The following is a 20,311-nucleotide window of genomic DNA, read 5'->3' on the forward strand; positions in this document are numbered from 1 at the left end:
CTACTATTCTCCCATAGCTCAGTCGGTAGAGCGACGGACTGTTAATCCGCAGGTCCCTGGTTCGAGCCCAGGTGGGAGAGCCAAGATTCTAAAAACCCACTCTTCATGAGTGGGTTTTTTATTCACAGCTTAATAAGAATATGTTTCAATCCAGCCAAATTATTTTCATCCTTATTGGATGTATCAGTACAGCACTTCTTTTATATAGCTGCCTACCCGCTTTCTTTAGAAAACAAAAATTCTTCGCACGACCCGTTATTACCTCATTTGAATCACAAATGTTTCTACGATTACAACAAGCTTTTCCTAATGATCATGTATTGGCTCAGGTTGCATTTAGCGCACTCATAACAAGTGATCATTATAAGTTAAGAAATAAGTTCAATCGAAAAGTGACTGATTTTGTGGTGTTAGATAGAGAGATGAAGGTTATTGCGATTGTTGAACTAGATGACCCAAGTCATATAGGTAAAGAGCTAGAAGACCAACAAAGAGATCAAATGCTAAAAGAAGCAGGTTATTACGTACAACGATATACACAAATTCCATCTGTAAAGCAGCTACAGATGGATATTCGCTGAATTTGGTCTTTCTTTATGGCTGATTGTCAGCAACTTGCTCAGCATTTTTCTGCTGTTCAAATTTTTTAGCAATTTCGGCATGTTGCTGGTCATATTTACGCTTAGTTTCAGCATCACTTTTTGCAGCCAGAAATGCCATACCCACAATAAAAATCGGAATGAGTAAACCCAAACTCATTAACAACCAAGGAATACGTCTCTTTTCTGCAGCGTTCTGACTCATAAAGGATTCTGTCTCAAATTAGGCCTTAATAGAGTGCAACAATATAACAAAAAAAGAGCCTCTATAAAGAGACTCCTTGCTTAAAATTAAAATCACAGTTTTTGTCGGTTTAAAATATTCCCGTACAGTGAGGACTTTGACTTGCATCTTTTTGCGCATCAGTTAAAACAATACCTGTACCCGCAGACATATTGGCTTGAATAAAATCTACAGCTTTGGCATTTTCACAAATGATTGCTTGAGTATGAGTCGCATTCGGAACAATCTTCAACTCATAACCATTTTCATAACCTGCTTGTGGGAAGAACTGTAAAGCCTTCGCTTTCATGTTGGCAAACATACTTTGTGTCACCACGGGGAGTACAGCTTGATCTTTCTCTCCCTGAAGCATCAATACAGGGGTTTTAATTACCTTTTCAGCTGTGGCATTTGTTGCCGGCTGAGTTGATTTTAAAAACTCTTGCACAACAGGATCTGTTTTAAACTTCGTCAGATCAATACCGTATCCTGACAGTTGATGTGTTGGATCGACTAAGTAAGCAACAATGCCTGCTTTGAATTTCTCATGTAAACCATTTGCAGCATCCTCACCCGAATAACTCAAACAAGCCCCATCATCACCATTACGCCCATAAGCTAACTCAGCAATATCAGCCGCACCTGATGTAAAAATTGTTTTCAAATCATAGTTTGGTTGCTCTGCTTTGATCCCCGCACTTGCTAAAGCAGCATAAGCTAACAATTCAGCATAACCATCTGCTATTTCTTCAATTTTTGCTTGACCTTGTGCAGGTGTAAGAAGGTTATTTGCAACTGCATAACGCACTTGTAACAAGCTCTCATCGAGTTTACTTACAGGCTTAGGTTGACCATTCGTATCAAGATTAAATTGCGGATCAATATAAATTTGGATAATAGTCCCTAAACTTGATGCTGGTGCGCCTGCTACTGCCCCTTTATAACTCACATCCGCATTAGCAAACTCTGCCGTACCCAATGAAGCATGACCACCTTGTGATTGGCCAATCGACATCCATTCACCGTTCAACTGTGTGCCATAATGATCTTTTACAGCTTTAACCGCAGCAAGTGCAGACTTCGCCTCACTAGATAAGTTTAAATATGGGTGAACCCCAGATGTCCCTAAACCTTCATAATCAGGAGCAACGATCACATAACCCGCCGCCAACAAACTATCTGCCAGGATTCTAAATCGAGGATTAATTAGATTATTACTTGGTGCACAGCTATCACCCACCCCAACCGTTCCATGCTCCCAAACAACAACTCTATAACCATCTTTCGGCTGGATCGCTTTTGGAAATATGACCATTGCCGTAGCTTCTGCTGTTTTCCCTTGAACATTCGTCATATTGTAGGTCATGACTTTGATCGAAGAAGCATTATCTATACTGTCCTTAGCATAGTTACTTTCATACAAATATGTCTTGTCGGAATCAGCACGCTTATTGTCATCTCCATTATCATTACATGCTGATAAAAACAGTGCTGAAATTGAGAACGTCATTGCCAATGCAATTTTTGACCGTTTCATAAAATATCCTTTTAGTCTTTGTCTTTTTTTTAAGCATGAAACTACATGCACTGTTATTAATACATAAAAAAAGTGCCCTTGTATAGGACACTTTTCAACTAATCAGTCAGATTAAGATATTAATTCTAAAAAAATTCCTGCAAAAATAATCATTCCAACCCATCGATTGTGACGGAATGCCCAAAAACAGATTTGCGGATCACGCTCTTTGGTTTTTATTGCTTGATAAATAAAATCTAATCCTACGAATATCAATGCGATTAACCCAAATGGCAGCAAAAGATTTTCTAAATATAGTGCAGTACCTATTAAGCATAAACTAACAATTTGCAGCAATCCTATAATTTGAATATCAAATCGCCCAAACAAAATTGCGGTAGATTTCACACCAATTTTTAAATCGTATTCACGATCAGTAATTGCATATTGAGTATCGTAGGCAACAGTCCACGCTAAATTACCAAAATATAATAACCAACATGTCAAATCAGGTGTTTTCCCTACTGCTACATAAGCCATAGGGATTGACCACGAAAATGCCGCACCTAAAAACACTTGTGGCAGATTCGTATAGCGTTTCATAAAAGGATAAATAAAGGCTAAAAATAGCGCGCCGAATGACCAATAAAACGTTTCAATCGGTAAGAAAAATAATAAGCATGCGCTTGCTATAACTAAGCCCAAAAATACGAATACAGCTTCTCTTGCCTTGATCACACCTGTTGCTAAAGGGCGACTCTTAGTCCGTTCAACATGGGCATCAACTTTTCGGTCAGCAAAATCATTAATTGCACAACCAGCTGCTCGCATAAAAAAACAGCCTAAAATCATGATTACAAGTACTTTTAAATCAGGAATACCCTTTGAAGCAATCCATAATGCCCACATTGTCGGCCACAAAACCAGTTCTGTACCAATTGGTTTATCAAAACGACATAAATAGTAATAAGCTTCTAAACGCTGCCGCCAAGAGATATGTTGCACTGTTTCCATGAAGAATCCTTAGAGTCAATGCTGTCGAATAAACTGTTCAAAAGCAGGCAAGAAAGTTTCTTGCACAATAAATTTACAACCGTGCCACGTATAACAACTTTGCCTAGTCCAACCCTCGGCAAGATAGATCACACGTCGCTCACACTTAGGCTCTGTACGCTGAAATAAGAACCACCCAATCGGTTTGTTCCCGATATGCTTAAATATACGCGCTTTTTTTTGCAAACTTAGAATCGGAAAAATACTTTTGGCTTTTACCCAAGCTTCGGACTCACTACCATAAAGATTGGTCTCTCTTACCCATGCGATATGCTGATAAGGCATCCGCATCCACTGGCTGTCCGTAAAAGTTAGACGTTGATAATGTTCTTTTATTCGTTCTACATGAAACTCACCACCACCCAAATCGGTGAGTTGCTGTGTTAATGAACCTGACGCATACAACCATTTTTTTAATTCAGCTGGGATCTCTTTACCCTTTATTCTGTTTGGTCGTAAATTTCGCATGCGTTGCTCACTAAAAACATCGCGTTTAGTTTACATGAATTTCTTTAAAAAAATGTAGGATTTATTGATCAGTCAAGCAGGTACATGTCTCCACAGATATCACAAAAAGAATCTAAACATTATATAGAACAGTGAAAATTAGAAAATTAATTTCAAAAAACTATAACCCCAAAACCTCTTCTTTAAAGACAAATTCCTTTGTAACACCAAAGTATTTTAAATAAATCTTTTTTCTATTTAACTCTGTAAGAATATAAGTTGATAATTCATTTAGCACCCCATTTACACAATCAATAACTTTCTGTTTTATCTCTATACTTTCTTCTTCAAGGACTTCATCACTTATATTTTGGGTAATCAATTGATCAAAATATATTTGATAATATTGAAAAACTAAGCACATATAAGGATCAAGCCTTTCATACTCAAAGCTTTCAGGATAAAGAATCAACTGACCAGAATCAAACCAGAACTCTATAGAAAGAAAATCCCAATCCATACTATTTATCTGATCTTTAAACGTTTCCACATAAAACAGAAATAGCTTTTTAAAATCCTCAGAGAACTGAATCTTTGATAAAGAAACTGCCTGCTCTGAAATCGCTTCTACAAATTCTTCTGTAGTTTTTAATTCTATTAAACTCATGTTACCCACTCTACGTCAATATAAATCAACCAATGAATATAAATTGAACTGTCTTAAAATTTTAAAATAGATACAACTAGATACATTACAATTGCCAAAAAAAAGCTCGCCGAAGCGAGCTTTTCTGAATAACAATGTATTACAAGCTATAGTACATGTCGAATTCAACTGGGTGAGTAGTCGTGTTAAGACGACGTACATCTTCAGTTTTAAGTTCGATATATGCTTCAAGCATTTCTTTAGTGAACACGCCACCTTTTAACAAGAACTCATGATCAGCTTGAAGTGCTTCAATCGCCATTTCCAAGTTGTGAGCAACTGTTGGGATTTTTGCTTCTTCTTCAGGAGGAAGATCGTACAAGTTCTTGTCAGCCGCTTCACCTGGGTGGATCTTGTTCTGGATACCATCAAGACCAGCCATCAACAATGCAGCAAAACCTAAGTATGGGTTCATCATTGGATCTGGGAAACGAGCTTCGATACGCTTGCCTTTAGGGCTAGAAACATATGGAATACGGATTGACGCAGAACGGTTACGCGCTGAGTAAGCAAGCATAATTGGCGCTTCATAGTGAGGAACCAAACGCTTATAAGAGTTCGTCGATGGGTTCGTAATCGCATTTAATGCACGCGCGTGCTTGATCACACCACCAATGAAGAATAATGCCATTTCAGATAAACCAGCATATTCATCACCAGCAAACAAGTTCTTGCCATCTTTAGAGATAGACATGTGAACGTGCATACCTGAACCGTTATCACCTACCATTGGCTTAGGCATGAATGTCGCAGTTTTGCCGTATTGGTGAGCAACGTTCCAAACAGCATATTTGAACTGTTGTACTTCGTCAGCTTTGCGAACCATTGTATTGAAGCTCACACCAATTTCTAATTGGCAAGAAGCAACTTCGTGGTGATGCACTTCTACGCGGCCAGGACCCATGATGTCTTCGATACGAGCACACATTTCAGCACGCATATCTTGGTGAGAATCAACTGGAGGAACTGGGAAGTAACCACCTTTAACACGTGGACGGTGGCCTGAGTTACCAGCTTCGTAATCTTTACCAGTAGACCAAGCAGCTTCTTCCGCGATTAAAGTATGGCGAGCGCCAGACATATCGATGTCCCATTTTACTTCGTCAAATACGAAGAATTCTGGTTCTGGACCAAAGAATGCAGTATCACCGATACCTGTAGATTTTAAATATTCTTCAGCACGACGAGCAATCGAACGTGGGTCACGCTCGTAACCTTGACCAGTAGATGGCTCAATTACGTCACAAGTTACAACAACTGTAGGCTCAGCAAAGAACGGGTCAAGAAAACCTGTTTCAGCATCTGGACGTAAGATCATGTCAGAAGCTTCAATGCCTTTCCAACCAGCGATTGAAGAACCATCAAACATTTTACCGTCTTCAAATGTATCTTCATCAATCGTGTCAGCTGGGTAAGTTACGTGTTGCTCTTTACCCTTAGTATCAGTAAAGCGAAAATCGACCCATTTTGCGCCACTTTCTTTGATGAGTTGAAGGACCTTGTTCGCCATGCTCATTTGCTCCAATGAAATTTATATGCACTTGTTAAGTGCGTGTTAGTTGTTGGGATATAATTAGCAATTATCATACCAACAATTATAAAGCATACCTAAAACATTGAAATTCTTTACAGAAAAAATGCTTTAAGCTCCATATCCTATGTCCACTATAATGTTTATATTCGCAAATGCACCATATTCACACATTTCTATTTTAGCGCGTCCCCAAAAAAGACATTATGAACCAAAATAGTGCAGAACACATGATAAAGAACCAATGTAGTGCCAATTACGCCATCATTTGTTAGCATAAATTGGCTTTTTATATCATTCTTTTCAGCTTGATTCCAATCAATTCATTTAGACTTTAGATTCACTTTGTGTTTATTTTATCAAGTCTTTCAATTACAAAACTTTATTCTTCATTTTTTGTCGTTTTTTTGCTGAACAAAGTTTATAAACATTCAGACTCATTCTTGCGATTTCACTCACATTGATTCTTTGTTTTTGTTATGATGACTCTCCTCTATGATTCTATCATTTCTTGTTTTTTCAAATTTTAGAATTTAGAGTGAATCCACAAAGTCGAAAACACAATTAAAGTGTATATTTTCAAAAGGTTATAATCATGCTTCTAATGATTGACAATTATGACTCATTTACTTACAACATCGTTCAATATTTTGGCGAGTTAAATCAAGAAGTAAAAGTTGTTCGTAATGATCAAGTTACATTAGAGGACATCGAACGATGGCAGCCCAAATACCTTGTGATTGGCCCTGGCCCTTGTTCTCCAACTGAAGCTGGTATCTCAATTCCTGCAATTAATCATTTCGCAGGTAAAATTCCTCTACTCGGCGTATGTTTAGGGCATCAGTCTATTGGCCAAGCTTTTGGTGGCAATATTATTCGCGCCAAAACTGTGATGCATGGTCGATTATCAGATATGTACCATAGCGATAAAGGTATTTTCAGTAATTTACCGTCACCTTTTTCTGCAACACGCTATCATTCACTTGTAATTGAACAAGAGACTCTTCCTGATTGTCTAGAAGTCACCTGTTGGACCAATCAAGCAGATGGAACAATTGAAGAAATTATGGGTGTAAAACATAAAACTCTTCCTGTGGAAGGTGTTCAGTTCCACCCTGAATCAATTCTCAGTGAACATGGGCATCAAATCTTTAAAAATTTCTTAGAAATTTATGCATAAGTCAGTTTAGATTTAAAATATACAGCCCTCTAAACGATGGGCTGTTATTATTTTGAGCATCTAAAAGTTGCTTTTCAAATCTATTTCTCCAAATGATTAAATGGATAGAAAAATATATAATCCACATAAATTTTAAATAATGATTCAATTTCAACAACTAAAAGATCTTTCAACTAATTAAAGTAATGTAAAATACTTACACGAAGCTTCTTTTTAGTTTTTATGATTAAGCTTATGAGTAGGAATGATTAAGTCAAAAACTGCTTAAATGCTAGAATTTATAACTTAAATAACTCTCCCTCCTCCCTGAGCCATCTATCAGGACATTTATTGTGAATGCTCTCGTATTATTGAATATTCTCGTTTTTATTTTGCTTTTAGCAGGATTATTTTTTAGTTATCGCCAAGACTGGAGCCTCTCAAAGAAAGTTTTGATTGGTATGGTTGTCGGTATTGTTTTTGGGCTTGCATTAAAAACTATTTACGGTGACAGCCCTATCATCGAACAATCTATTGCATGGTTTAATATTGTCGGAAATGGCTATGTTCAGCTCTTACAAATGGTGATCATGCCACTTATTTTTATCTCGATTTTAAGTGCTGTTGTAAAGTTACATCAAACAACTTCTCTTGGTAAAATAAGTGTATTCACCATTGGAATCTTGCTATTCACCACCGCAATTGCTGCCATAGTCGGGATTAGCGTGACCAATCTATTCGGCTTAACTGCTGAAGGTCTTGTTCAAGGAACCAAAGAAGCCGCTCGCCTCGCCACAATTGAAAGCCAATATATCGGTCAAGTTTCTGATCTCAATATTCCACAATTATTGCTGTCACTTTTTCCACAAAATCCTTTTGCGGATTTAACAGGCATTCGCCCAACAGCGATTATTAGCGTCGTTATTTTCTCTGCTTTCTTAGGCGTTGCAGCATTACAGCTTATGGCAAAAGATGCTGTAAATGGTGAAAGAATCAGACAAGGAATTGAGGCATTACAAGCACTCATTATCAGTTTAGTTCGATTAGTGATGCAGTTTACACCTTATGGTGTACTGGCATTAATGACAAAAATGGTTGCAAGCGCAAACCTAGCTGATATTGTGAAATTAGGTGAATTCGTTGCAGCATCCTACTTGGGCCTTGCAATCATGTTTATCGTTCATGGACTGATTTTATTATTTGTTCGTGTTAATCCGATCAACTTTTTCAAGAAAGTATTTCCAGTTTTAACCTTTGCTTTTACCAGTCGTTCCAGTGCAGCAAGTATTCCATTAAACATCGAAACACAAACCAAACAGCTTGGCGTACCTGAAGGAATCGCAAGCTTCTCAGCTTCGTTTGGTGCAACGATCGGTCAAAATGGTTGTGCTGGCTTATACCCAGCAATGCTTGCCGTAATGGTCGCCCCTACTGTTGGAATTAATCCTTTAGATCCACTTTGGATTGCACAACTGGTTGTGATTGTAACGCTCAGTTCTATTGGTGTTGCTGGTGTCGGCGGTGGTGCAACCTTTGCGGCCCTCATCGTACTGCCAGCTATGGGGCTTCCTGTGACTTTGGTGGCTTTACTCATATCAATTGAACCACTAATCGACATGGGGCGTACTGCACTTAACGTCAATGGCTCAATGACGGCGGGTACGGCAACAAGTCAATTATTAGGTGTTAGAAATCCAGACCATGAGATAACTTAATCAAACTAATTATTTCCATATACAAAAGCCAATTCATTGAAATGAATTGGCTTTTAATAAAAACTAAGAATTAAACTCAACGAATAATTTTTACTTCCTGCCCAATTGTAATACACCCTTCTCCACGATGTAATGCATTCTGTCCCATCATCACTTTAGTGCCCTGTTTTCTATATTTGAGCATTGCTTGCATGATTTCTGGTTGCTTTTGACTCGTTTTCAAATCAATTGTTGGAATCACACATCGAGAACACTGTTTAACAAGATCAAAGACAATATCTCCAATTTGTATCTGTCTCCATTGATCCTCAGCAAATGCATCACACCCCGACATCACAATATTGGGTCTAAAACGCTGTACATCTAGCGGATAACCTACTTTCTCAGCTAGAAACTCAACAGATGCTTCACTAATAATCAAGAATGGAAAGCCATCCGCAAATCCTACGCGATCACCTAATTGTGCGTACTCTAAATCTACTTGGCGGACGGTCTCTTGCGGCATATAAATCAACTGTGCTTCTCGTCCAAGTTTTTGGCTCAACCAAGCATTAACAGGATGATGGATACGATTCCCCGAAAGCTTATCCTGCCAAACTGTCACTAAGCGCTCATCTTTCTGACCTTGCGCTTCGATCATACTGAGCTCGATCTTCTCTGAATGATAATCAAAGCATACGCGATCAGATGAAACCGTAACACCAATTTGTCCCATTTCTGCGACTTGCCTTTGGGTGATAAACCGCCCATCAGGATCAACAATCATCCAACGTCGATCCCATTTAGGACCAAAACCATCAATTTCCATTGTCGAAAGTTTATTTCCTTTACAGGACTTCACTGGATAATTAAAAAGCTGGCTGATCTGCATATTCTTGTTTCCATAAAGACAGAATTATGTATTGATGAAATTATTTATTCACTGATTATAATAGTTGAAAAATATAGCAATATGTCTAATTTTGAAGCACAAGATAGTTTTTATTTAAAGCGTATAAAATCTACATTATTTTCTGATAACATAACTCGCTAGCTTTTAGATCATGTATCACAGTCAAGTCATACCGAACCAATTGCGATCAATCTATTTATTTCTCAATTTTTTAATTAATCATAATGCTGTAACTCATGACTATGAATATCCAACAGGCTCTCAATCACATTACTAAAAACATTCATCTTACCCAACCGCAAATGGAAGATGTAATGCGCAGTATTATGCAAGGTGAAGCGACAGATGCTCAAATCGGTGCGCTGATGATGGGTCTGCGTATGAAAGGTGAAAGCATTGATGAAATTACTGCTGCTGCGCGTATCATGCGTGAATTTGCAATTAAGATTGATGTTAGCGACATTCCACACCTCGTCGATATCGTCGGAACGGGTGGTGATGGGCAAAATTTATTTAATGTTTCAACTGCCTCAAGTTTTGTGATCGCTGCTGCTGGTGCAACAATTGCTAAACATGGTAATCGTGGTGTTTCAAGCAAATCGGGCTCTTCTGATGTGCTTGAGCAAATGGGTATCCAACTTGATCTCGATATGCAGCAAACTGAACGTTGCATACGTGAAATTGGTGTAGGTTTTCTATTTGCACCTAATCACCACAAAGCAATGAAATATGCGGTTGCACCACGTCGTGAGTTAGGTATTCGTAGTATTTTTAATTTATTAGGACCACTCACCAACCCTGCTGGTGTCAACCGTTTTGTCATTGGTGTGTTCTCAGATGAACTTTGCCGCCCAATTGCAGAAGTACTAAAACAACTTGGTGCAGAACATGTACTGGTTGTGCATTCTAAAGATGGTTTGGATGAAATTAGTCTTGCTGCGCCGACGGCTGTCGCAGAACTAAAGAATGGCGAAATTACGGAATGGACACTAAGTCCAGATGATGTTGGTATTCAATCTCAAACTCTATCAGGCCTAACAGTCAATAGTTCTGAAGAAAGCTTAAAACTGATTAAAGATGCACTCGGTCGAGATAAATCAGAGATTGGCGAAAAAGCTGCCAATATGATTGCACTGAACGCAGGTGCAGGCATTTATGTTGCAGGCATTACTAGTACCTACAAACAAGCTGTTGAACTTGCTCAAGATATTCTTTATGGTGGTCAAGCCACTGAAAAAATGAGTATCTTGGCTGAATTCACCAAAACATTGAAACAATATCAAGCAGACTAAGGACTTCTCATGATCAATATTCAAAATACCATTCTCGGTAAAATTGTTGACCGTAAACATGAGGAACTTGCAGCACGTTTAAAACAACGTAACCTGCATGATGTTGAAGAATGGGCAAAAGCAGCGACACCTGTACGTGGTTTCGCCAATGCCTTACAACACAAACGTCCTGCTGTGATTGCTGAAATTAAAAAAGCCTCTCCATCTAAAGGCGTGATTCGTGCAGACTTTAATCCTGCTGAAATTGCTCAACAGTACGAACAAGCTGGTGCAGCGTGTCTTTCTGTTCTAACAGATGTAGATTTCTTCCAAGGTACAGATGAAAATATTGCCATTGCACGTCAACATTGTGCCTTACCTGCTTTGCGTAAAGATTTCTTAGTTGATCCTTACAATGTTGTCGAAGCACGTGCATTACAAGCAGATTGTATTTTATTAATCGTGGCTTGCTTGTCCGATCAACAATTAGAAGAAATGTCTAAAACCGCATTTGAACATCAATTAGATGTATTGGTTGAAGTACATGATGAATATGAATTAGAACGTGCTTTAAAACTTTCTGAACAATGTATTTTAGGCGTAAACAACCGTAATCTTAAAACCTTTGATGTTGATTTAGAGACATCCATTCGTTTGAAAAAATTACTCCCTGCATCTCGCTTGTTAGTCACTGAAAGTGGTATTGCCACACCTGACGATGTTGCAATGATGCAAGCCAATGATATTCATACGTTCCTTGTTGGCGAGAGCTTTATGAAACAGCCTAGGCCTGATGTGGCATTTGGTGAATTGTTTGGTCAGCCAAAACAGGTTTAAATTCAAAATAGATTAAAAGCCCAATTCTTTATCATTGGGCTTTTTTTATGCCTCATTTATTTTATTGAAAAAATAATATGGGCTTCGAATCAGTTACTATTTTACTCCCTCCAACAAGAAAAAATTTAAAAGGAATTTATTTATGGGAATTTCAATTAGAGGGTGAAGTTATATTGAGTGGTGAACGTTCTATAAAATATAGACTATATAAGCCATCAATATAAACTACGATTTTTATTTTAGAAAATGAATTGTTATTTATCGCTAATTATTCACCCCTCCTATCAAAGATCGCATGAATGCAATTCAGTTCAAATCATCACGGATTCAGACTATAATTTTACACTTCTCTCGTATCTTGCCTATTTTTCTAACATTATGAGTAAACATGATTCTTCGCTTTCTAAAGATCAGTTTAATTTACTGAAAGCCTTTAAAAAGCAAATCTCTAATCCACAATCCAGCGCGATTGCGAAGCAAGCCGAATCAAAAAAGGCGCAAGCTGCAGCTGAAGAATTGGAAGATACAGAACTTTTTAAAAAAGCCCTTCTTGGGGTCAAACCGATCGACAATAAAAATATTGCCGATACCAAAGTTATGCGTAGTAAAAAAGTCGATGCCCAAACTTTAGCAAAGCGCGCTGCTGCAGAAGGTGGTTCTGAGCAAGAACTTACTGAAATTTCAGATACGCAAGCCATTTTAAATCCTGTTGCCAGTCAAGCAGCATTGAGCTATCGCATTGCGACCCTACAACACAAAGTATTTGAAGATTTGAAAGCTGGTAAAATTCGTTGGTTCGAAGCAGTCGATTTGCATGGTTGTACAGTTGAACAAGCGCGCGCTGCAGTTTTACAAATCATTCAAATGGCCAAAGATGAAAATCAAAACGTCATTAAAATTGTTCATGGTAAAGGCCCAGAAGCAATTTTAAAAACCTATGTAAATGGCTGGCTCAGACAACATCGCGATGTTCTTGCTTTTGTCAGTGCGCCTGAAAATCAAGGCGGCACTGGTGCTGTTTTAGTCCTATTAAAACGAGCAGAAAAGAATCCAAAGTACAAACAATAATCGGCATTTGACTCAAAAGTAAGTTTTTGAATCGTTTTCTGATACAATTCCCGTTTTGTTCAACCCACCTAAGTGAACATTGTTATGTCTATGCAGCAATCGTACGCAAACATCTTAACTGCCGTTGGTGAAGATTTGAATCGCCCAGGCCTCAAAGATACGCCTATGCGTGCGGCTAAAGCTTTTTCTTTTTTAACTTCTGGTTATAGTAAAACGCTTGAAGAAGTTACAAATAGTGCGGTTTTCCCATCCGATAACCATGAAATGGTATTGGTTAAAAATATTGAATTTTATTCACTTTGTGAACACCACCTGCTCCCTTTTTATGGTCGTGTACACATTGCTTATTTACCAGAAGGTCAAGTTTTAGGTCTATCTAAATTTGCCCGTATTACAGAAATGTTTGCTCGCCGCTTACAGATTCAAGAAAATCTAACCCAGCAAATTGCCGAAGCTGTTGCTGATGTAACGAAAGCACGTGGCGTTGCAGTGGTGATTGATTCAGCGCATATGTGCATGATGATGCGTGGCGTAGGTAAACAAGAATCTACGACTCGTACCGTTTCTTTTGTTGGTGATTTTAAGACTGATAAAGATGCCCGTCGTGAATTTTTAAGTGCTGTGCCAGAAAGCTACTAAGCAATATGGTACTTAAAGCCTCAATTCAATTGAGGCTTTTTTTATTTCTAATTTTTCTTAATCAAATTCATTTTGTCATTTTAGTAAGCTTAACTGAGACGTATAAAGATGCTTTATAATTAGCTTAATTTAAACACGCCCATCATGAAATATGACAGCTACAGCATTATTACTCGATCCATCTAGTTTAGAGCAGACGAATGCAGCGATAGACTATCCTCGACCTGATCGACTCGTAAAAGGTAATCCGCAACGTTTGACACACAGCCTCTATGAACATCCCAATATGAGTTGTGGCATTTGGCAATGTGAAGTGGGTGCGTGGAATATTGTATTTGCTGACAACAAACAAGAGTTTTTCCAAGTCATCGAAGGAATTGTTCGCTTGCATGATACTGACAACAAGTCTTTTGTTGAAATATCAGCAGGTCAAGCGGGTATCATTCCACCTGCTTTTGTCGGTACATTTGAAGTCGTTGAGGCTGTAAAGAAATATTATGTCGTGGTTGAGGCTTGATATTCTCTTTTATTTAAATAGAACATGATTAGGCTTCTTTATTACCCCTTATGAACACAGTCCATTAGAAACGATGAACTCTCTAAGAGAAGTCTAATATCTAGAAAAAACGAATATAACCTAAACCGACTTTATTCCACTCCTTATGATCTTGTTGCTCAAAGTCCCAACTCAATCGCATGGCATTATTTGAGTCAAAACTATATTGAAATTGAGAACCCAGTTTCAGATTCCACTGATTTTGATCTTGCCAATACGGCAATTCAACTTGTAAGACACTATTGATTCGACCTGTCCATCGATTCATACAACCTACTGTTGGCCCTGCGCCAATACGCCAACCTTTATCTAAGTTTTTTCCACCTTGCACATGACTCTGTAACTGGACGTAACATAGATGACGGCGATCATAATCTGCCAAACTATAACCCGCCTGTATATTTAAGTTCATTACACCATGCTGCTGATCTTCACTAAATTGTCCACCGTGAACTGCTTCTTGTTTCCAGCCAAAATTAAAGCCCCAGCTAATTGGTGATTTAAAGGGTTGAATCGGATTATAAGAATTCACCGAAAGTAAGTCCAAATGCTCAAGTTTGAGTTGATCATCTCGATATTGAACACTTCCATCTAAAAACAAAAGCTGTGTACCTAGGCGATAGCCACCTTGAGGATCAATCAAATCATGGTAGGCTTGGCGATGTCCTAACTCAACAAACGCCTTGCCTTGTAATTCTCCTGTATTTACTGAGATATTACGCGCATGGTGTCCTTCAACAGGTTGCATCTTCGGTCGAGTCGGTGCTTGACGTTGTTTATCAACTTCTATTTGACTTCGCAATGCTAATAATTGTCGTAATCGCGGTTGAGCAACTTCTGTTTCAACTGTTCGACTAATAAATTGCAAATATAAATCATCATACGCCATCTCTAAAATTTTGGCTTGATCTTGAATATTGTAAGCACTTAAAACAGGTTGAAATTGATCTGATGATAGCAAAGCAATTTTATGCGCAACTTTAGCCAAATGTGTCCCATGTTGCTTCGCCTGTGAAAGCAATTGAGTTTCAAGTGCTGGACGATAAACGACATCGTTCACTAAGTTCTGATCATCAACTGCTTTTAATGTCTCAATTGGAATCGCAGCATAATTAAACTGTTTTTTTAAATTTAGCTCTGGTCGAACCAAATCAATCAGTCCTAACAATCGATAAGCACAGTTATCACTGACAAAATAATAAGGAAAACTCACATGCTGCATTTCCCAAATATGTTCCACCAAGAAGCGTGTTTCCTCAGGAGTTAAGTTGAGTTCATATTCCCACAAATCACGACTTTCAAAATCACCATATTCTTTGACTTTTCGATAATAAGGCATCAAAGAATATTCACCAGGATACTGTCCAGTTAGCCCTTTCCAAGCATATGACCAGTTATCTTGACTATTTACAGTGGCAGCATAATTCACAGCATAATTCACTAAATTAAGTTGTTTCTGATCTTTGGGGTCTAATCGCAAAAGCGTATGCCCAAACATCGAACTTGGATTGCCCATAAAGTCAGTTGCATAAATCAAGGTTGCTTTATATGGCTTGATCTGATTAATCCATGCATCAAACTCATCACAGTTCACATTTGAAAGTTGTTGAGCTGGGATTTGTAACTGTTCGATCAACCAGCGGCTACGTGCAGGGAATTTACAGCGAATAGACTGATTATTTTCAGTTTGTTGAAACAAAGCTTGAATATCTGCATGAAGCTCATTTTTTATATTGGTTTTACCATCAATTGCATAAAAATAGCCGTCATAATTCACCTCACTTGTTCGTGATTGATCAGCATACATCAATCGTTGCCACGTCATGTCTTGATCCAATCTTTTTTGTTCAGCGAGATTTATATAGTTTTGAATATCAGATGGAGCTACAGCATAAGCAGCTTGACATAATATAGAAGCGACAATACAAGTAACAAATTTCATTCAGCAACAAACATTTTTAAGAATTATCAATCTGACAACAAATCACTTCTCTCATCCATCAGCTTTTTATTGCAAACCAATAAAATGATCGAAGCAATCTATCGAATATAAGAAAACCCTGCCAAGTGACAGGGTTTCAAAGTATCAAAGATTAGACATAAGCTTTCAATACAGTATCTTTTGCCATAACGCTTTGTAAAGAGTCTAAAACTTGAAGTGTATTTTGATTTTTGCTTGAGTAAATTTCAGCAAAGTTCGCTTTTGAAACTGCGAAGAAGCGTGCTTTATCTTGAGCTTTAATCTGCATAAGCTCAGCAAGAACATTCAAGCTTTCACCTTGACCAACAGCCATATCACGCGCTAGAGCTTCCGCATTTTCATTGGTAAATGTCACCACTTGAGCAGTCACTGTACCACCTTGACGGCATCCTAAAGTACCAAAAGTGATCCCTAATAATTGGTTTGTAAAAATACCGTTAGTTGTTGCAGCAAGAATTTTAGGTGCAACACCCTTTTTACCTGCCCAAACTTGTGTACCAACACCACAACCAACATCATTATCAGCCATTGCTACAGTTGAACCAGCTGCCAATAAAGCGGCCAATGCAATTTTTTTTAACATAGGAAAGATCTCCAGTATCAATTATTTTAACTATTCTTTATCACTATTTTAATGTGCAAAATTTTTACACAAGAATTAAAATAACGAGGTTATTCCTTTTTAGCAAATAGATTTTGAAATAAAGTTGAAATATTTATAAACCGAGCTTTGTAATCACCATATTCATCTAAAAATACAGTTTATTTTAACTGCCACTTTCCACCTTCATTGCGATTACCTAGAATTTTAAGTACCAATACCAGACTTAATAGTAATAATAAATACCATGAACCTAACTTGCCCCATCCCACCATATGCCATGCATCAACTTGGCTTGGATACAACCATATTTTATAAAATGTACTAATATTTTCTGCGATCCAAATCAAGAAAGCCAATAATAATAAAACAGGTAACATTGGAATTTTAAAATGCTTTTGTTGAAGCTGAAAATGTAGTTTTGTTTTCCAAAAAATGATGATACTCCAGATAAATAATGCAATACGAATATCTGGAATAAAAAACTTAGTCATGAAATTTAAATAAGATAAAACAGCGAGGCACAGCATATTACTGAATCTTGGTAAGTGCTCAAATGCAACTTGGTATAATCTAAGAGATCTCGCAAAAAAGCTACCTACAGCCGAATACATAAACCCAGCAAAAAGTGGCACTGTAAGTAATTTAAATACAGCAGGTTGCGGATACTGCCAAGAAGCAATTGCTGGATGTGTGAGAAAAATCTCCATCCCCATCGCCATGATATGAAACAAAGCAATGACTTTTGCTTCTGCCCATGACTCGAGCTTCAAATAGATCAGGCAAGCTTGAATGATCAAAGCATAAAAAAGCAGATAATCATAACGGAAGAAACCAAAATACTCATTACTTCCCATCGGTGCTGTTAATGCAAAAGCAATTAAAAGTAATAATCCAAATAAGGCAGCCGAAGCTGCCTTAGCGATAAAATGTAGCGGTAAAACAATCAACTGCACAAGATTGATCCTAACATCAGATATTGATTAGAGTTTTTAAATCAACCTAAATATTTCGCACTATATTCATGAACGGTATCAACAAAGATTTTCGGCTGAGCAGGATCAACCCATTGCGTAATACCATGCCCCAAGTTAGCAACATAACCTGTTTTTTCGCCATTCGCATAAGCATCATCGAGCATTGCTTTTACTGATTTTTCAATGGATGCTGCTGAACCATACAGTACTGCTGGATCGAGATTGCCTTGTAATGCTGCGCGACCAGCAATCACATCTCTCGCTGTATATAATGGCGTGGTCCAATCCACCCCAAAAGCATCTGCACCAGTACCCACCATCGCTTCTAGCCATTGTCCACCACCTTTGGTAAAGACAATAATTGGAATACGACGACCATCTTTTTCACGTTGAAGACCTGCGATAATTTTCTTCATATAATTGAGTGAAAATTCAACATATTCTCGATGTGCTAATGCACCACCCCAGCTATCAAAAATTTGGATTGCTTGTGCACCAGCATCAATTTGTGCATTCAGATAATCAATAACGGAATCTGCAAGATGATCCAATAACGCATGCAATACTTCTGGCTGTGCATACATCATATTCTTCGTAAAACGGAACTCTTTACTTGAACTACCTTCAACCATATATGTTGCAAGTGTCCAAGGGCTTCCAGAAAAACCAATTAAAGGTACTTGACCATTTAAAGCAGATCGAATGGTCGAAACTGCATTCATGACATATGCTAGATCCGACTTCGCATTTAACTTAGGCAAATTTGCAACATCTTGTTCAGTACGGACTGTTTTATGAAACTTTGGCCCTTCGCCTGTTTCAAAATACAAACCTAAACCTAAAGCATCAGGAACTGTTAAAATATCTGAAAAAAGAATTGCGGCATCAAGTTCATAACGGCGTAATGGCTGTAAAGTCACTTCGCAAGCAAAATCAGTATTTTTACACAAAGAAAGGAAATCACCTGCTTGAGCACGAGTTTCACGATATTCTGGTAAGTAACGACCTGCCTGACGCATCATCCACACGGGTGTTGTATCAACAGGTTCACGTAATAAAGCTCGTAAAAAACGATCATTTTTCAACGTTGTCATTACCAATCTCTAAATTCTTTCATGTAGCGCGCATGATAGCAAAGTTAGCCTAGAAATTATAATTCCATACAAAAAATCTGCCTTGGGCTAAAAATTTCGCTTTGACACAAAACAGCTACTGCAACTCAGCTTATTTTCTGTAATACTTGCAACATCTTATATCTCAATATGAATAATTCTTAAGGTTGAATTACATGTTTGTTCGCTCATTACTCGCTATGAGTTTAAGTTGTATTATTGCTAATGTTGCTTTCGCTGCTCCAACAACTGAGCAACCTTTAAATCCAAAAATAATCTCAGCACCAGTCCAAGATCCAATAGATCCTTTGGCAATTGATCGTGCAGCATCAAGTGTTGTAGCTCAACCAGCTTCACAACCTGTGATGAATACAAGCCCAGCTTCTGCTGTTGTGGCTCAACCAGCTTCACAGCCACAAGTAAATACTGCATCTGTCGTATCTCAGAACCTAGACAAAGCTCCAGAGACTACAGCAGCAGCTTTACCACCAGAAATTCCAACGTCATGGAAAATGGATGCGATTAATAATGCAGAATGGCCTGAAGGTTTACCAAGAGGTAAGCATCCAGCCTATGCCCGCGCCCATGTTATGCTAAATAATGCGCACGCTTCACCAGGTGCGATTGATGGTTCAAGTGGTAAAAACACCTTAAAAGCGATTGCTTCATTCCAACAAATGAATGGCATTACACCAACAGGTGAGTTGACCAAAGAAACATGGGATGCATTAGTCGCAAAACAGACTAAACCTGCTTATGTTGAATACACCATTACTGAAGATGACCTAAAAGGACCATATGCAGATTCAATTCCTTCTGACTATGCTTTACAAGCAAAAATGAAAGGTCTTTATTACACTCGCGTAACAGAAATGTTAGGCGAAAAATTCCATATGGATGAAAATTTCCTAAAACAACTTAACCCTCGCGCGAACTTTAAAAAAGTGGGTGAAAAAATCGTTGTTGCGAATGTTCGTAACGATTTACCTGAGGACATTCACTTAATCGTTGCACACAAAGGCGCTAGACAGCTTTATTTGTTCAACAGCCAAAACCAAATGATCGCCTCATTTCCTGCAACGATTGGCAGCACAGATACACCTTCACCAACAGGAACTTATAAAGTCACAGGTGTTGCTAAAAACCCTTGGTATAGCTATTCACCTTCTAACTTTGTACAAGGTAAGAATCTTAAACCTCTCTCGCTACCACCTGGTCCAAATGCTCCAGTCGGCAATATCTGGATTGGTTTAAGTAAAAAATCATTTGGTATTCATGGCACACCAAACCCATCTTTAATTTCTAAGACTGCATCACATGGTTGTATCCGTTTAACCAACTGGGATGCAAATGATTTAGGTGCTAAAGTCCGTTCAGGTGTCACGGTTAAATTCTTAGAATGATTTTGACAATCGAGTGAAGTAAAAA

General features: G+C 38.1%; 20 protein-coding genes and 1 tRNA gene. 10 read left to right on the forward strand and 11 right to left on the reverse strand.

What is annotated here, in order from left to right; all coding sequences use genetic code 11:
• Nucleotides 1-7: 7 nt before the first annotated feature.
• Both F959_RS12635 and F959_RS12640 read left to right on the forward strand, forming a co-directional pair.
• A tRNA-Asn gene (locus F959_RS12635) sits at nucleotides 8-83 on the forward strand.
• A 57-nt stretch (nucleotides 84-140) separates the two neighbouring features.
• Nucleotides 141-581, forward strand: coding sequence for a DUF2726 domain-containing protein (locus F959_RS12640; RefSeq protein WP_004880743.1), 441 nt, complete (start codon nucleotides 141-143; stop codon nucleotides 579-581).
• A 13-nt stretch (nucleotides 582-594) separates the two neighbouring features.
• Here F959_RS12640 and F959_RS12645 read toward each other — a convergent pair whose 3' ends face one another.
• The 6 genes from F959_RS12645 to glnA form a co-directional block, all read right to left on the reverse strand.
• Nucleotides 595-804 (reverse strand): hypothetical protein, encoded by a 210-nt coding sequence (locus F959_RS12645; protein WP_004880744.1) that lies wholly within the window; start codon nucleotides 802-804, stop codon nucleotides 595-597.
• Between the two features lie 109 nt (nucleotides 805-913).
• On the reverse strand, nucleotides 914-2,359 hold the full coding sequence (locus F959_RS12650) for an alpha/beta hydrolase (RefSeq protein ID WP_004880746.1): 1,446 nt from the start codon (nucleotides 2,357-2,359) through the stop codon (nucleotides 914-916).
• A 111-nt stretch (nucleotides 2,360-2,470) separates the two neighbouring features.
• Entirely contained in the window at nucleotides 2,471-3,352 is an 882-nt protein-coding gene (gene ubiA / locus F959_RS12655; RefSeq protein ID WP_004880749.1) for a 4-hydroxybenzoate octaprenyltransferase, read from the reverse strand.
• 15 nt (nucleotides 3,353-3,367) lie between these two features.
• Complete coding sequence (locus F959_RS12660; RefSeq protein WP_004880753.1) at nucleotides 3,368-3,859, reverse strand: chorismate--pyruvate lyase family protein; 492 nt, start codon at nucleotides 3,857-3,859, stop codon at nucleotides 3,368-3,370.
• Between the two features lie 160 nt (nucleotides 3,860-4,019).
• A complete protein-coding gene (locus F959_RS12665) occupies nucleotides 4,020-4,505 on the reverse strand; it encodes a hypothetical protein (protein ID WP_004880756.1) in 486 nt (161 codons plus the stop codon).
• A gap of 139 nt (nucleotides 4,506-4,644) precedes the next feature.
• Nucleotides 4,645-6,060, reverse strand: a complete 1,416-nt coding sequence (glnA, locus tag F959_RS12670; protein WP_171054769.1) for a type I glutamate--ammonia ligase — start codon at nucleotides 6,058-6,060, stop codon at nucleotides 4,645-4,647.
• Nucleotides 6,061-6,670: 610 nt separating this feature from the next.
• Here glnA and F959_RS12675 point away from each other — a divergent pair.
• Entirely contained in the window at nucleotides 6,671-7,255 is a 585-nt protein-coding gene (locus F959_RS12675; RefSeq protein WP_004880761.1) for an anthranilate synthase component II, read from the forward strand.
• A 332-nt stretch (nucleotides 7,256-7,587) separates the two neighbouring features.
• Entirely contained in the window at nucleotides 7,588-8,949 is a 1,362-nt protein-coding gene (locus tag F959_RS12680; protein WP_004880763.1) for an L-cystine transporter, read from the forward strand.
• 76 nt (nucleotides 8,950-9,025) lie between these two features.
• Here F959_RS12680 and F959_RS12685 read toward each other — a convergent pair whose 3' ends face one another.
• Nucleotides 9,026-9,820 carry an MOSC domain-containing protein gene (locus tag F959_RS12685; RefSeq protein WP_004880766.1) on the reverse strand — a complete coding sequence of 265 codons (795 nt, stop codon included), beginning with the start codon at nucleotides 9,818-9,820 and terminating at the stop codon, nucleotides 9,026-9,028.
• A gap of 263 nt (nucleotides 9,821-10,083) precedes the next feature.
• Between F959_RS12685 and trpD the strand changes: the two genes are divergently transcribed.
• From trpD to F959_RS12710, 5 genes are all read left to right on the forward strand, one after another.
• On the forward strand, nucleotides 10,084-11,133 hold the full coding sequence (gene trpD, locus F959_RS12690; protein WP_042863458.1) for an anthranilate phosphoribosyltransferase: 1,050 nt from the start codon (nucleotides 10,084-10,086) through the stop codon (nucleotides 11,131-11,133).
• Between the two features lie 9 nt (nucleotides 11,134-11,142).
• Nucleotides 11,143-11,949 (forward strand): indole-3-glycerol phosphate synthase TrpC, encoded by an 807-nt coding sequence (trpC, locus tag F959_RS12695; RefSeq protein WP_004880769.1) that lies wholly within the window; start codon nucleotides 11,143-11,145, stop codon nucleotides 11,947-11,949.
• A 378-nt stretch (nucleotides 11,950-12,327) separates the two neighbouring features.
• The gene (locus tag F959_RS12700) at nucleotides 12,328-13,017 is read left to right on the forward strand and encodes a Smr/MutS family protein (RefSeq protein WP_004880771.1); all 690 of its coding nucleotides are present in this window, start codon (nucleotides 12,328-12,330) and stop codon (nucleotides 13,015-13,017) included.
• Nucleotides 13,018-13,107: 90 nt separating this feature from the next.
• Nucleotides 13,108-13,656 carry a GTP cyclohydrolase I FolE gene (gene folE, locus F959_RS12705; RefSeq protein ID WP_019384954.1) on the forward strand — a complete coding sequence of 183 codons (549 nt, stop codon included), beginning with the start codon at nucleotides 13,108-13,110 and terminating at the stop codon, nucleotides 13,654-13,656.
• A gap of 151 nt (nucleotides 13,657-13,807) precedes the next feature.
• Entirely contained in the window at nucleotides 13,808-14,173 is a 366-nt protein-coding gene (locus F959_RS12710; protein ID WP_004880776.1) for a cupin domain-containing protein, read from the forward strand.
• Nucleotides 14,174-14,273: 100 nt separating this feature from the next.
• On the opposite strand, the gene F959_RS12715 is transcribed toward F959_RS12710, so the two are convergent.
• The 4 genes from F959_RS12715 to hemE form a co-directional block, all read right to left on the reverse strand.
• Nucleotides 14,274-16,154 (reverse strand): Lnb N-terminal periplasmic domain-containing protein, encoded by a 1,881-nt coding sequence (locus F959_RS12715; protein ID WP_004880777.1) that lies wholly within the window; start codon nucleotides 16,152-16,154, stop codon nucleotides 14,274-14,276.
• A gap of 151 nt (nucleotides 16,155-16,305) precedes the next feature.
• A complete protein-coding gene (locus F959_RS12720) occupies nucleotides 16,306-16,776 on the reverse strand; it encodes a DUF3015 family protein (RefSeq protein ID WP_004880780.1) in 471 nt (156 codons plus the stop codon).
• 179 nt (nucleotides 16,777-16,955) lie between these two features.
• Entirely contained in the window at nucleotides 16,956-17,750 is a 795-nt protein-coding gene (locus F959_RS12725) for a DUF817 family protein (protein ID WP_004880781.1), read from the reverse strand.
• A 41-nt stretch (nucleotides 17,751-17,791) separates the two neighbouring features.
• On the reverse strand, nucleotides 17,792-18,865 hold the full coding sequence (gene hemE, locus F959_RS12730) for a uroporphyrinogen decarboxylase (RefSeq protein WP_004880783.1): 1,074 nt from the start codon (nucleotides 18,863-18,865) through the stop codon (nucleotides 17,792-17,794).
• Between the two features lie 194 nt (nucleotides 18,866-19,059).
• Here hemE and F959_RS12735 point away from each other — a divergent pair, with 194 nt between their 5' ends.
• The gene (locus F959_RS12735) at nucleotides 19,060-20,286 is read left to right on the forward strand and encodes a L,D-transpeptidase family protein (RefSeq protein ID WP_004880784.1); all 1,227 of its coding nucleotides are present in this window, start codon (nucleotides 19,060-19,062) and stop codon (nucleotides 20,284-20,286) included.
• Nucleotides 20,287-20,311: the final 25 nt, after the last annotated feature.

Origin of the sequence: Acinetobacter venetianus RAG-1 = CIP 110063, assembly GCF_000368585.1 — a bacterium.
GTDB lineage: Bacteria > Pseudomonadota > Gammaproteobacteria > Pseudomonadales > Moraxellaceae > Acinetobacter > Acinetobacter venetianus.